The sequence below is a fragment of the Calidithermus roseus genome (assembly GCF_003574095.1).
GTDB classification, from domain to species: domain Bacteria; phylum Deinococcota; class Deinococci; order Deinococcales; family Thermaceae; genus Calidithermus; species Calidithermus roseus.
This window is the reverse complement of sequence record NZ_QWLA01000086.1, coordinates 1-12,833: the sequence shown is the minus strand read 5'-3', so window position 1 is coordinate 12,833 and position 12,833 is coordinate 1. Positions and strand designations below refer to the sequence as shown.

Sequence of the window (12,833 nt, the reverse complement as noted above, 5' to 3'; positions counted from 1 at the left end):
CTGCTCCAGCTGGGCCAGTTTCATCCCCTTACCCTTCGCTTCCGCTTCCCCAATCAGCGCCATCAACCGCTCTTGTAGTGGGCTCATGCCTCAGTCTAGGCTATTGGGTTGTTTTTGGGACACACCCGATAACACGTCGAACCCCAAAGCCCGGAGGCTCATAGGCTACAATCTTCACGATGGAACTCGAGCCCGCCGTCCGGAAGGCTTTGCGCTTTCAACGCTATGACCCCCAGCCCGAGATCGAGGGGGTCTTTTACCAGCCCCTGCGCAAGCACCGCTCGCTGGAGGGGAGCTTCATGGAGTACCTGCGCCTGCAAGGGGGCAGGATAGAGGGCCTGCCCATCGCCTTCGAGACCGCGCAGATCTCGCTTTCCTGGGCGGTGCCAGGGCGCATCAACGCCTTCCACCTCCACCCCAAGCGCCCCCAGGACGAGCTGTGGTGCGTGCTCGAGGGCGAGCTGTTGGTGTGGCTGGCCGACGTGCGCGAGGGCTCCCCCAGCCAGGGGACTCGCCGCAAATACCTGCTCACGGGCGAGGCGCCGGGAGTGTTGCACATCCCCACCGGCGTCGCCCACGGCTACAAGGCCGGCAGCCGGGGTGCGCTGCTACTGTACGCGATGAACAGCCAGTTCGACCCCTCCGACCCCAACGAGGGCCGCCTACCGTGGGATTATTTCGGGGCGGAGCTGTGGGAGGAGGACCGTGGGTAGCCTGAGGCCCCTTGCGAAATTGCCTACGGACCACTCCGGCTATCGGCATAGGATCAACAGGATCAGGGAGGTATCGCAGTGTCGTTCAAGCGTGTGATGGTTACGGGCGGAGCAGGGTTTATTGGTTCGAACTACGTGCATTATGCCCTCGAAGCGCACCCCGATTGGGAGATCGTCGTACTGGACAAGCTGACCTATGCGGGCAACCTGGAAAACCTCGAGCCCATCATGGACCGTATCAGCTTCATCCAGGGTGACATCGCCGACCCCCAGGACGTGAAGCGGGCCATGGAGGGTGCCGACGCGGTGCTCAACTTCGCCGCCGAGAGCCACGTGGACCGCTCGCTCCTGGACCCCCGCCCCTTCGTCAAGACCAACGTCGAGGGCACCCTGGTGCTGCTGGAAGAAGCCCGCAGGCAGGGTGTAAAGCGCTTCCTACACGTCTCCACCGACGAGGTCTACGGTGACTTGTGGGGCGTGGAGGGACACTCGCTCGAGACCGATCCCTTCCGCCCGCGCAGCCCCTACGCCGCCAGCAAGGCTGCCGCCGAGCACCTGGTGTTCAGCTACGGCATCAGCTACAAGCTCGACGTGGTGGTGACGCGGGGATCGAACACCTATGGCCCTTACCAGTACCCCGAGAAGATCATCCCGCTGTTCATCACCAACGCGCTGGAGGACAAGCCCCTGCCGGTCTATGGCCAGGGCCAGGCCCTGCGCGACTACATGCACGCCTACGATCACGCCTCGGGCATCGATCTGGTGCTCCACCGGGGCAACAGCGGGGAAGCCTACAACCTCGGCGCCCGCGAGCAGATTCCCGGCACCGAGGTGGCCGAACGCGTCCTGAAAGCCCTGGGAAAACCCCTGAGCCTGATGAAGTTCGTCGAAGACCGCCCCGGCCACGACTACCGCTACTCCGTGGACCCTTCCAAGGCCGAGGCGCTGGGCTGGGTGCGCAAGTACCGCTTCCCCGAGGGCCTCGCCGAGACGGTGAGGTGGTACCAAGCCAACGAGGGCTGGTGGCGGCGGGTGCGCGCGAAGAAGGAGCACCAGGAATTGATGCGGTCGTGGTACGCCGGGCGCTGAGAGGACCCCGCCGGGGCGGGTCGTTGACTTGAAATATCGGCCCTCCCCGGCTAAAGTAGGGTTCGCGAGAGGGTCACACTCTCTTCAGCGCGTTGGTATCGGCAAAGTGGGGGCCGTTAGCTCAGCCCGGTAGAGCACTCGTCTCCAAAACGAGGTGTCGGAGGTTCGAATCCTTCACGGCCCGCCAGAACGTCCAGAACGCAAGATAAAAAGTGGAGGTCTACCCTTCATCACCGGGAGGCAGGGGGTCCCGGAGGCTCGGTGAGCTTCCAGAAGAACCGCGGGTTTAAGCCTCAGCCACCGATTCCCACCATCACCCGTTCGCGCAGGTGGGGCAGGGTGTTGCCGAAGGCAGGTTTGCGGTCGGTGGCCAGCAAGATGGCGTCGACCAGGGCCTCGAGCGGGTTGGGGGCCTCGAAGGCCCAGGAGATGTCCATCTCGAGGTCGGTGAGCAGGCAGGGGCGTAGTTTCTTGTCGGAGGTCAGGCGCAGACGGGAGCAGTTGGAGCAGAAGGGCTCCATCACCGGGTTGATGAAGCCGATGGTTCCCAGCGCGCCGGGAATCCGGTAGACCCGCGCTGGGGCGGTGGGGTCGGTGTCGAGCTTTTCCAGGGGGCCGAAGTGCCGCTCCACGACGGCTTTGGTTTCACGCCCGGCGATAAAGCGCTGCCGGTAGACCTCAGGGTTGGAGTTGTCGAGGTGCATGTACTCGAGGAAGCGCACGTGCAGCGGCTTGTCCAGCGAGAGCGAGGCCAGAGGGATCACCTCACCTTCGTTCATGCCCCTGATCATCACCGCGTTGAGCTTGACGGGCTCGAGGCCCAGCTCAAAGGCGGTGTCGATGGCCTCCCAGACCTTCCTGACGTCTCCCCCGCGGGTCATGGCGCGGAAGACCTCGGGGGTCACCGAGTCCATGGAAAGGTTTACGCGCTTGAGCCCGGCGGCCTTGAGTTCTTTGGCCTTGCGCCCTAAGAGCATGCCGTTGGTGGTGATGGCGATGTCCTCGATCCCCAGGTCGCGGGCTACGGCGATCATCTCGGGCAGCTCCTTGCGCACCAGCGGCTCCCCGCCCGTAAAGCGCACCGACTCGAGCCCCAGCAGCCGCATGGCCTCTAGGAAGTTGCGCACGTCCTCGACAGTGATGGTGCCAGGGGGCTCGGTCATCTCCCATCCCAGCGGGTGGCAGTACAGGCAGTGCAGGTTGCAGCGCGGCGTCACGGAGATGCGCAAATCCTTGATGATACGTCCGTAGTTATCGAGTAGTTTCATGCCGACAGCCCCCGGATCGTGTTGCATGATACTGCAACACGCTTAGCTTAGGCGGTCGGGGGGGTTACAAATATCCCGAATACAGGGTAGTCCCTTTCACCATAGGCTTCCCCATCCCCCCTCGAGCCACCTTCCACAACCCCGGAGCGCGCTAAGCTCGAGTCATGGAGACCATCGTGCTGTTCGACGGGGTGTGCAACCTCTGCAACGGTACGGTGCGCTTCATCGTCCGTCGTGACCCGCAGGGCCACTTCCGCTTCGCCCCGCAGCAGTCCGAAGCGGGGAGGGGGCTTTTGCGAAAGCACGGGTTGCTCGAGGCAAGCGGCATGAGCGAAAGCATAGTGGTGCTCGAGGGGGAACGGGTTTACCTCGAGTCCGATGCGGCTTTGCGCATCCTCTACCGGCTGGGTGGGGCCTGGCGGCTGATTTGTGCCCTGTGGGTCATCCCCAAGCCCCTGCGCGACCGGGTATACCGGTTTGTAGCCCGCAACCGCTACCGCCTCTTCGGCAGGCTCGAGCAGTGCATGACGCCCACGCCCGAGCTGAGGCGCCGCTTCTTGTAAAAGGCAATTCAGGTATCGCCCTTGCCCGTCTTGTCTTTGGGCTCAGCCGTGCCCAGGCGGCTTTTGAGGAAGAGCATCAGGTCCTCGAGCTGTGCCCGCAGGGCGCGCTGCTCGCGGATGAGGGCCTCGATGCGGTCTTCGGGGGCGCTGAAGGTGAGGGTCTTGTAGAGCAAGGTGGTGTTGCCGCACTTGGGGCAGGGAAGCCCGGCTGCCGAGACGCCCGGAGCGTAGAACAGGCGGGTGTTGTCGCGGGGGCACAGCAGGTATTTAGCTCCCACCGCCTCTCCCTTGCGGATAGCCTCGGAGAGTTCGCGGGCCTCGTCGCGGCTGAAGCCCAGGAAGAAATCCCCCCCGATCTCCTCGACTCCGCCCACGATCTCGCGGGTCGCGGTGAGGTCGGCCTTGAAGCCGCGGGGAGCCACCCAGGTGATGCCGTTCCACTTGAAGTGGCGCAGGTGGCGACGACGGCTCTTGTCCTCCACCTCGACGATGAGGGTGACTTCAGGGTCTTTGGGATAGTAGAAGAAGCGCACCGCGTTGACCCCCTCCAGGCTGCTGTCTTTGGGCAGGCTGTAGGAGAGGGGGCCGTCGCTGCGTCCGGGGAAGCCCACCAGTTCTTGCAGGTCGTAAAGGGTCAGGCCGGGGTGCTCGAGGTCGCCCTCGAGGATCGCCCGGACCTTCTCAAAAGCCCGGTCCAGCCCGGCGTCTACCATAGGATCAGTCTAGCACGGTCGTACGTCGTAGGCCGGACGCAAGATGCAAAACGCCACAAAGAAAGGCGGCCAATGGCCGCCTAAAGGGTCGCGTGGTGGCGCTCAGGGCTTGGTGGGGGTGGCGGGCTTTTCCTCGGGCTTGGACTCCTTGGAATCCGCGGGCTTCTCTTCCTTCTTGGCCGGGGGCGGGGTGAGCTGCTTGAGCACCTCTTGCAGCTTGTTCTCGATCTTGGCCGCTTTCTTCAGGCTCTCCACCCACTTGCTGCTTGCTTCGACCTTCTTGGTGCGAATCACGTTGTCGCGGGCTTCCTGGGCCACTTCCTCGAAGGGCTTGAGCCGCTCGGGGGTGCGGGCTTTGATCAGGAGCACCTGGAAGCTGCCGTCCTCGAGCTTGATCACCTCGCTGACCTCGCCCAGGTTGCTCTTGGGGAAGGTGGCCTTGGTCTCGAAGACCAGCTTATTGGAAACCGGCGGCAGGGTGCCCGAGGTCACCACGCCGTAGTCCTGCACGTTGCCGCCTTGGGCCTTGGCCAACTCCTCGAGCTTGCCGCCCTTGAGGGCCGCGGCGCGGAAGGCCTTGGCCTTGGCCTCCTGGTCCTTGGTGAAATTGACGGCGGTGACGGTGGCGGTGGCCGGTTCGGTGAAGAGGACCTTGTTCTCGTTGTAGTACTTGCGGGCCTCTTCCTCGGTGGCGGTGACGTTGCGGGCGTGGTAGCTCTCGGCCTGCTGGACGATGGAGTCCTTGGTGCCGAAGAAGGGCTGGCCCATCTTCTTGGCCTCGGCCAGCACCACCTCGCGGGTGATGAGCTGGTCGAGGGTCTGGGGCAGGAAGAACTGGATGGCCAAGTCGCCCAGGCCCTGCGCCACGAAGCTGGGGAACTGCGGGTTGGCGAAGGCCGGCTGTAGCACCTGCGAAAGCCGGATCTCGCTGTCGCCCACCTTGGCCACTACAGGGTCTTGAAGCTTGATGCTCGAGTCCTTGGCCGGTTCGACCTTGACTTTAGCCCGCACCTCCTCCACGTACGCCTCGAGCGCCCCTTCCTTGAGCAGGCTCTTGACGTCCTCGGTAACGCGGTCCTTGACCTCCTCGAAGGAGGACTCGCCCGCCGGGAGGTACTGCTCGACCTTGACGATGTAGAAGCGGCCTGCCGACTCGATGGGCTGGGTGATGCCGCCCTGCTTGAGCTTGAATACCGCCTCGCCCACCGCGGTGGGGAAGATCACCTTGGTCACCGGCTTGGGCTCGCTCTTGCCACTCTCGGCCCCCAGAGCTCCGGCCTGGTCGGCGCCCACCTTGGAGTTCTTCCTGGCCAACTCGGCGAAATCGGTCCCGGCCTTGGCTTCCTCATAAAGCTTCTGGGCGGTGGCCTTGTCGTCGACTACGATCTGGCGGGCGATGACCCGCTCCTCGTTGCGGTAGTTGGCCTTGTTGAGTTCGTAATAGAGCTTGAGTTGCTCTTCGGTGGGCTTGGCTTCGCCCTGAACCTGCTCGATGCGCTTGTTGATGCGGATCTGGTCACGCAGTTCGTTGCGCACCTGGGTCTCGGTGTACCCGATGCGCTGGAGGGTCTGGTCCCACTGCTCCTTGGTGCTGAGGCCCAGTTGCTGCTTGATCCGGTCAAGCTCCTTGCGCAATTCGTTGCTGGAGACCCGAATACGCGAGGCGTCCTGGGTGACGGCCTGGTAGAGCACCAGGTTGTTGTAGAAGTTTTGCTCGGCCAGAACCTTGAGCACGCCTTCCTGATCGGCAGTAGCCGAGAGGATCTGGTCGTTGGCGCGGAAGCGGACCAAATCGACTTCGTAAATCGGTTTGCCGTTGACGGTGAGTTCTACCTTGCCCCTGGCCTGCTGCTGGCCCTGGGGGGTGAAGAGCAGGATGGCCCCGATGGCAAAAGCCACCACGAGCAATCCAAAGATGATTGCGACGACCCTTTTACTGATTCCAAACACTTGACTGCCTCCTTGAGCGGTGCTACCCTACATTTCTGCGTGCGCCCGTAGCTCAGCTGGATAGAGCGTTGGCCTCCGGAGCCAAAGGTCACAGGTTCGAGTCCTGTCGGGCGCGCCACTCCTTTTTAACCGCCCTTGCTTAGGTCCGGATTAGCGTGAGTCGAGTGGGCCACATGCAGTAGCGCAACCTCCGGGATTGTAGCACAAACCCCAGCGCTGGAATTGCCCTGCTCACGAGCAATTCCTCAGAGGCCATTTTGGGGGAGGGGTGGTGGGTCGAGAATAGTCCTCCGTTGACAATCCCAGCCCCACCTCCAGGGGTATGCTCGGCCTCATGCTGCCCTTGCTGCTTTCGTGGCTGCACGCCACCAACGACCTTTTCGGGGCTTTCCTCACGCCTTTGCTGCCCAAGCTGCAAGCCGCCTTCGGGGTGAGCTACGGGGCGGTGTCGCTGCTGGTAGCGGTGTACTCCCTCACCAGCAGCCTGCTGCAACCCGCCGCTGGCCTGATCGCCGACCGCTTCGACCGCCGCCTGCTGGCGGCCTTGGGACCGGTGCTGGTGGCATTGGGCGGGGGACTGATGGGCTTCTTCCCCACCCCCCTGACCCTGGCTGTGGCCCTGGGCATCTCGGGGTTGGGCTCGGCGCTGTTTCACTCGGCGGGGGCCGCGCTGGTGGGGCAATACGCCAGCCCGGAGCGGCGGGGCTTCTGGTTGAGCACCTTCGGCTCGGGGGGCTATCTGGGCCTGTCGCTGGGGCCCATCGTCTCGCTGGGTGTGGTCAACACCGGCGGGCTCAAGGCCCTGGCCTGGCTGATCCCCATCGTGCTGATCCCGGCCATCCTGCTGCTGCGGCAGGCCCCGCCCGCCACCCTCAAGGCAAAGCCCTCGAGCTTCACCGATTTAGCGCGGGTCTTCCGGGGGCAGGTGGCCCGGCTGTGGGCGGTCTCCACCCTGCGCAGCATCACCTTCATGAGCTTCTCCACCACCATTCCCTTCTGGTTCGCCCAACGCGGCCTCTCCGATGCCCAGACTGCCCTGGCGCTGTCGGTCTATAGCTTCTCGGCCACCGCCGGGGCTTTCCTGGGCGGCACCCTCTCCGACCGCCTGGGGCGGCGCAACGTGCTGGTGGGGACTATGGCCTTCGCCATTCCCCTCTACATCGGCCTGCTGACCCTTCCCCCCGAGAACCTGCTGTACGTACCCTTGCTGGCCATCACCGGAGCCCTCATGAACGCGGGAATCCCGGTGGCGGTGGTGATGGCCCAGGAGCACGAGCCCACCCAGATGGCCACCGTCTCCGGGCTGCTGATGGGCTTCACCTGGGGCTTCGCCGGGCTGCTGTACGGGGTGGTGGGCCCCATCATCGAGCGGGTGGGGGTTGTCCCGAGCCTCGCCGTGCTGGGCTTGCTGCTGATCCCCGCCCTGCTCCTCTCGCTGGCGGTGCGAGAGGCCCGGCCCCGCTCCGCGCCGGTCGCCCAGGGAACGCTCACGTGAGGGATATTCCCCTCAAGAGCCCGGCGTCTGGCTTTCGACGTTTGGCGTACGACCCTTTAAGCTACACTTAGAAGCACCAAAAGCCTGGGTTTCCCACCCTCCCGTCGGATACACCGCTCAGGCAGAGGAGGTTTTGGGTATGACCTCGAGTGTGCGGCAACTCATCCTGGCCAAAGGCAACCGGGTCCACACCATCAGCCCCGAGGCTACCGTGTTTGAAGCCCTCGAGCGCATGGCGATGTACGACATCGGGGCGCTGGTGGTGGTCGAAGGCGAGCGGGTGGTGGGGATCTTCTCCGAGCGTGACTATGCCCGCAAGGTGGTGCTGGTGGGCCGGGTCTCGCGCGAGACCAAGGTGAGGGAGATCATGACCGACGAGGTCATCACGGTGAGCCCCGATACCACCGTGGGCGAGTGCATGGCGATCATGACCGGCAAGCGCGTGCGCCACCTGCCGGTGATGGAGGGGGAAAGGCTGGCGGGCCTGATCTCTATCGGCGACGTGGTCAAGGCCATCATGAGCGAGCAGGAGTTCATGATCGCCGAGCTCGAGTCCTATATCACCGGCTCGCGCTAGCCCTCAGCGGAAAAGCAGGTTCAGCAGGTAGCTCACGATCGTCAGCAGCAGGGCCCCGACCACCGCGCCCACGAAGCCGCTGACGTTGAGCGAGGTCAGGCCGGCGACGATCAGCAGCACGACCGCGTTGACCACCAGCGTGAACAGCCCCAGGCTCAGAAAGTTGATGGGCAGGGTCAGCACGAGCAGCACGGGCCGGATGAAGGTGTTGACCAGACCCAGGACCAGGCCCGCTAACAGGTAATCCCCCAGGCCGCTGCCGGGGGCAAAAGCCACCCCACCGTACAGCGAGCTGACGACCCACAAAGCCACCGTGTTGATGATTAGGCGAATCAAGAAGTTGCGCATGGTCCTTAGAGTAATACGGCGCTGCGTGAAAAGCGGTAAAGGGCACGGTGACGGGGGGCTCGCGGTGCTTGGCGTTAGGTCTTCGACTCTTCTAGGTACTCCCACAGCCGCCTGTCGCTGAAATCGTCGATCAGCAGGAAAGCCCCGGCCTCGAGCAAGCCCTGGGGGTCGTGCCCGGTGGTCAGGCCGATGGTGCGAATTCCCGCTCCCACCGCCGAGCGCACCCCCGAGGGAGAGTCCTCGAAGGCCAGGGCCTCACCGGCCTCGAGCCCCAGCCGCTCCAGGGCGGTGCGGTAGGGCAGGGGGTCGGGCTTCCCGGCGGCCAGCTCCTCGGCTAGCACCACGAGGTCGAACTCCGCGCCGAGCGCCTGGAGTACGTGCTCGACGTTCGGACGAGGGGCGTTGGTCACCAGGGCCTGGGCCACAGAGCGCTCTGTGGCCCACCGCCACAGCTCCTCCAGCCCCGGCAGGGCCTCGAGGCTCTGGGCCAGCTCGCGGAAGCGGCGTTCCTTGGCCTCGATGAGGGCGCTGCCCTCGGTTTGGGAGAGCCAAGGCAGCAACCGGGATACGATCTCGGGATTGAGGTGACCGCTGATGTGCTGCTGGTAGAAGGCATGATCTCCCCGGATGCCGTGGGGGAGCAGGACCTCGAGCCAGGCTTGCTCGTGCAGGCGGTCGGTGTCGGCCAGGGTGCCGTCGAGGTCAAACAGCAAGGCGCGCATCGTATCTCCTGAGGCTTTGGGTCAGGGTCAGCAGGGCCAGGCCGGTCAGGAGCAGGCCCCAGGGAATCCCCGTAACCGGCAGCAGGGCAAACAGCGCAGGGAGCAGGGTGCTGCCGCTGGCTCCGGCATACAGCGCGTAGGCCACGGCACTGACGCCCATACGCCCCTGTCCCATGGCCATGAGGGTGGTGAAGATCGGGCCGATCAGCAGCCCCGCCAGGGGAAACAGCAGGGGCAGGGGGGGCAGGAAGTACAGCAGTGCCACTCCCACCGCCCCGCAGATCAGCCAGGTCAGGTGGCGCAGGGGGTCGTGGGCCACCCAGTAGCTCAAAAGCAGGCGCCCCACGGTGAAGGCTACCCAGTACAGCGAGAGCAGGGCTCCGGCCAGCGCCGTAGGGTAGCCCAGCTTGGTCAAGTAGGCCCCGGAGAAGGTGGCAAAGCCCTGCTCGAGGCCCGCGTACAGGGCGATCGCCGCCGCCAGCAGCCACATCCAGCCCGCAGCCCCGCGTCCGTTGGCCACCTTGACCACGTGGCCCGCCGGAGCCCTCCACACCAGCAGCGCCCCTGCGAAGGCCGTCAGGGCAAAGGCCACCAGGACCTCACGCCAGGGAAAGATGCTCACCAGGAAGGGCGTGGCGATGGCCCCGAGGCCAAACGCCGCGTTGACCTGACTCAACACGATCATGCGCCGCTCGGGGAAGAGGTCGCCGGGCAGGCTGTTGCCGCTGAGGTTGATCGCACCCACGCCCAGGCCCAGCGGAAAAGCCGCCCACAAAATGGTGTCGAAGCTCCGTGCCGAAGCCACCAGCGAAAGCCCCAGCCCCGCCAGCACCATCGCCAGCGAAAACCACGGGTGCCGCAGGGGAGTGAGGCGGGAGAGGGTGAGCCCCGCCAGCAGTCCGGCCAGATACAGGTTGAAGTACAGCGAGAGCCTCGAGCCCACGTCGAAGGCCTCCTGCCACTGGGGCAAGAGGCTGCCGGGACTGGCCGCGATGATGCCCGAAAGCAGCAGGGAGAGGGCGCTCCCGAGGGTCAGGCGAAGACGCATCGCGCCATTTTACCGGGCAGGCTGGAGCCCAATGTGATCCGGGCCGAGTCCTGGCTCAGCCCTCGAGCCAGCCCCGCAGGTAGTCGGCCACCATCCCGCTTAGATCGACTTTTTCCCGCACCGCCTTCTCGATCAGCCGCTCCTTCTCGCTCAAGCCCAAAGGCAGCCACAGCGCCACGTACTCCCGGCCGTTTTCCACCTTGTACTCCCCGCCGAACTTGTCGAGCTGCACCACAGCTTCCTTCACGCCGTCCTCCTTCGCCGGGGCCCTGAGCCACTCCAGCAAAACTGACCGCAGAAAGCGCCACTCCCGCCCCACCTTGCGCCCCGGCAGGCTGCCTGAGCGGGCCAGTTGGTACACCAGCGTTTCGCTGACCTTGAGCAAGGCCGCCGCCTCCTCCAGCGTCAGCACCTCGTCGTCTGTCATCAACCACCTCTTTTGGGGATTATATTTGCCCAAAAATCATTATTTGTCAATAAATATCAATATCTTTCATCAAACCTGATCTTGCCGAGAATCCGACTGTTTCGGATAAGCTCTAAGGACGCATGCTTGCCCAGGTTCGAACCTACAGTCTCTTTGGCCTCGAGGCCCTGCCCGTCACCGTGGAAGTGGACGTTTCGCCGGGGATGCCCAGCTACACCGTCGTCGGCCTGCCCGACAAGGCCGTGGAGGAATCGCGCGAGCGAGTGCGCTCGGCGCTCAAGAACTCGGGTTTTCCCTACCCTCAGGGTCGGGTGGTGGTCAACCTGGCCCCTGCCGAACAGCGCAAGGAAGGCAGCCACTACGACCTGCCCATTGCCCTGGGGCTGCTGTGCGCCCAGGGGGCCCTGCCGCAAGCTGGCCTCGAGGGGATCGCGGCTGCCGGGGAGCTGGGGCTAGACGGGGAACTGCGGGCCGTGCCGGGCGGGGTCAACCTGGCTTTGGGAGCACTGGCCGAGGGCTTCAAGCTGCTGATGCCCGCTGCCTCGGCGCGGGAGGCAGCCCTGATCGAGGGCGTCGAGGTGTATGGCCCGGAGAACCTGCGCCAGGCCGTCGAGTTCCTCACGGGTGAATGCTCCCTCGAGCCTACCCCCCCTCCCCAGAGCGTGGACGCGCTCGAGGCCATCCCCGACCTGCTCGACGTGAAGGGGCAGGGCAAGGCCAAGCGCGCGCTCGAGATCGCCGCCGCCGGCGGTCATCACCTGCTGATGGTGGGCACGCCGGGCTCGGGCAAAACCATGTTGGCCAAGCGAATGCCGGGGCTGCTGCCGCTGCTGGGGCGGGAGGAGGCGCTCGAGGTCACCCGCATCCACTCGGCGGCGGGCAAGCTCGCCGGCGGGGGGTTGATCCGGGTGGCGCCCTACCGCGCCCCCCACTCCACCATCTCCGACGCCGGGCTCATTGGCGGGGGCTCGGTGCCCAAGCCGGGCGAGATCTCCTTAGCCCACCGGGGCGTGCTGTTCATGGACGAGTTCCCCGAGTTCTCGCGCGACGCGCTGGAAGTGCTGCGCCAGCCTCTTGAAGACGGGATTGTCACCGTCTCACGCGCCAGGGCCAGCTTTACCTTCCCTGCGAGGTTTTTGCTGTTGGCTGCGATGAACCCCTGCCCCTGCGGATTCTGGGGTGATTCCGAAAGAACGTGTGTCTGTACCCCTACCCAGCGCACCCGGTATGTGGGCCGCATCTCCGGCCCCCTGCTCGACCGCTTCGACCTGGTGGTGGAAGTCCCCCGGCTCACCCCAGCCGAACTCGCCCGCGCACCGGAAGGGGAGCCCACTGCGGTGGTGCGGGAACGCGTACTGGCGGCTCGCGAACGCATGAAAGCCCGCCAGGGCAAGCTCAACAGCGAGCTGCTGGGTAGAGCCCTGCGCCAGCACACCCCCCTTTCCCCTTCCGTTGAGGCTCTCCTGCACGCAGCTAGCAAACGCTTGGCCCTCACCGCCCGGAGCTACGACCGCATCCTGCGGGTGGCCCGCACCATCGCCGACCTATCGAGCTCAGAACATATCCAGGAGGCCCACCTAGCGGAGGCGCTGACCTACCGCCGTAGCCTGGGGTGAGGATCGTATGAAACGAGCATCCCTGCCTCACAGAACTCCTTTCGCGGATGCTCCGCATCCGCCCCGCCAAGGCGGGGCGGCGGAGAGGAAGCGGAAGGCAACGCATCTGCGTTGCTGAATGGCCGGAAGAGTGATATACTCTGTCAAGGCATGTCCCTCCTGTCCGTGAAATGCAAGCTGATACCCCATGCGAGTACAGCCGAGAAGCTCTCCCGCACGGTGAACCAGTTTGCCAACGCCTGTAACTACGCCCTTCAGGTAGCCCGCAGGGACAACGTTTGGAACAAGTTCGCCCTCCAACGTG

The 12,833-nt window shown here is 64.9% G+C and carries 13 protein-coding genes and 2 tRNA genes; 8 read left to right on the top strand and 7 right to left on the bottom strand.

Annotation, left to right across the window (positions count from 1 at the left end; genetic code table 11):
* The first annotated feature begins 179 nt into the window (after window positions 1-179).
* The 3 genes from Mrose_RS16075 (at window position 180) to Mrose_RS16065 (ending at window position 1,989) form a co-directional block, all read left to right on the top strand.
* Complete coding sequence (locus Mrose_RS16075; RefSeq protein WP_119279987.1) at window positions 180-713, top strand: dTDP-4-dehydrorhamnose 3,5-epimerase family protein; 534 nt, start codon at window positions 180-182, stop codon at window positions 711-713.
* A gap of 78 nt (window positions 714-791) precedes the next feature.
* The gene (gene rfbB / locus Mrose_RS16070; RefSeq protein ID WP_245969998.1) at window positions 792-1,802 is read left to right on the top strand and encodes a dTDP-glucose 4,6-dehydratase; all 1,011 of its coding nucleotides are present in this window, start codon (window positions 792-794) and stop codon (window positions 1,800-1,802) included.
* A 110-nt stretch (window positions 1,803-1,912) separates the two neighbouring features.
* Window positions 1,913-1,989: transfer RNA gene (locus Mrose_RS16065), tRNA-Trp, on the top strand.
* Between the two features lie 106 nt (window positions 1,990-2,095).
* Here the strand turns inward: Mrose_RS16065 and moaA are convergent.
* A complete protein-coding gene (gene moaA / locus Mrose_RS16060) occupies window positions 2,096-3,070 on the bottom strand; it encodes a GTP 3',8-cyclase MoaA (RefSeq protein WP_119279985.1) in 975 nt (324 codons plus the stop codon).
* Between the two features lie 164 nt (window positions 3,071-3,234).
* On the opposite strand from moaA, the gene Mrose_RS16055 reads away from it, so the two are divergent.
* Entirely contained in the window at window positions 3,235-3,633 is a 399-nt protein-coding gene (locus Mrose_RS16055; RefSeq protein WP_119279983.1) for a thiol-disulfide oxidoreductase DCC family protein, read from the top strand.
* A gap of 8 nt (window positions 3,634-3,641) precedes the next feature.
* Here Mrose_RS16055 and Mrose_RS16050 read toward each other — a convergent pair whose 3' ends face one another.
* Together Mrose_RS16050 and Mrose_RS16045 are read right to left on the bottom strand one after the other, a co-directional pair.
* Window positions 3,642-4,346: a hypothetical protein gene (locus tag Mrose_RS16050; RefSeq protein WP_119279982.1), complete on the bottom strand. Its 705-nt coding sequence runs from the start codon at window positions 4,344-4,346 to the stop codon at window positions 3,642-3,644.
* A gap of 102 nt (window positions 4,347-4,448) precedes the next feature.
* Entirely contained in the window at window positions 4,449-6,296 is a 1,848-nt protein-coding gene (locus Mrose_RS16045; RefSeq protein ID WP_119279980.1) for a peptidylprolyl isomerase, read from the bottom strand.
* Window positions 6,297-6,337: 41 nt separating this feature from the next.
* Here Mrose_RS16045 and Mrose_RS16040 point away from each other — a divergent pair.
* From Mrose_RS16040 to Mrose_RS16030, 3 genes are all read left to right on the top strand, one after another.
* A tRNA-Arg gene (locus Mrose_RS16040) sits at window positions 6,338-6,414 on the top strand.
* A gap of 216 nt (window positions 6,415-6,630) precedes the next feature.
* Window positions 6,631-7,791, top strand: a complete 1,161-nt coding sequence (locus Mrose_RS16035; protein WP_119279978.1) for an MFS transporter — start codon at window positions 6,631-6,633, stop codon at window positions 7,789-7,791.
* A gap of 139 nt (window positions 7,792-7,930) precedes the next feature.
* Window positions 7,931-8,368: a CBS domain-containing protein gene (locus Mrose_RS16030; RefSeq protein WP_119279976.1), complete on the top strand. Its 438-nt coding sequence runs from the start codon at window positions 7,931-7,933 to the stop codon at window positions 8,366-8,368.
* 3 nt (window positions 8,369-8,371) lie between these two features.
* Here the strand turns inward: Mrose_RS16030 and Mrose_RS16025 are convergent, their stop codons facing one another.
* The 4 genes from Mrose_RS16025 to Mrose_RS16010 form a co-directional block, all read right to left on the bottom strand.
* The gene (locus tag Mrose_RS16025; protein ID WP_119279974.1) at window positions 8,372-8,716 is read right to left on the bottom strand and encodes a phage holin family protein; all 345 of its coding nucleotides are present in this window, start codon (window positions 8,714-8,716) and stop codon (window positions 8,372-8,374) included.
* Window positions 8,717-8,790: 74 nt separating this feature from the next.
* Window positions 8,791-9,438 (bottom strand): HAD family hydrolase, encoded by a 648-nt coding sequence (locus Mrose_RS16020; protein WP_119279972.1) that lies wholly within the window; start codon window positions 9,436-9,438, stop codon window positions 8,791-8,793.
* On the bottom strand, window positions 9,419-10,486 hold the full coding sequence (locus Mrose_RS16015) for an MFS transporter (RefSeq protein ID WP_119279970.1): 1,068 nt from the start codon (window positions 10,484-10,486) through the stop codon (window positions 9,419-9,421). The genes Mrose_RS16020 and Mrose_RS16015 overlap by 20 nt, the downstream gene beginning before the upstream one ends.
* Before the next feature lie 55 nt (window positions 10,487-10,541).
* Window positions 10,542-10,913: a helix-turn-helix domain-containing protein gene (locus Mrose_RS16010; RefSeq protein WP_119279968.1), complete on the bottom strand. Its 372-nt coding sequence runs from the start codon at window positions 10,911-10,913 to the stop codon at window positions 10,542-10,544.
* A gap of 122 nt (window positions 10,914-11,035) precedes the next feature.
* On the opposite strand from Mrose_RS16010, the gene Mrose_RS16005 reads away from it, so the two are divergent.
* Entirely contained in the window at window positions 11,036-12,529 is a 1,494-nt protein-coding gene (locus Mrose_RS16005; protein WP_119279966.1) for a YifB family Mg chelatase-like AAA ATPase, read from the top strand.
* Window positions 12,530-12,833: the final 304 nt, after the last annotated feature.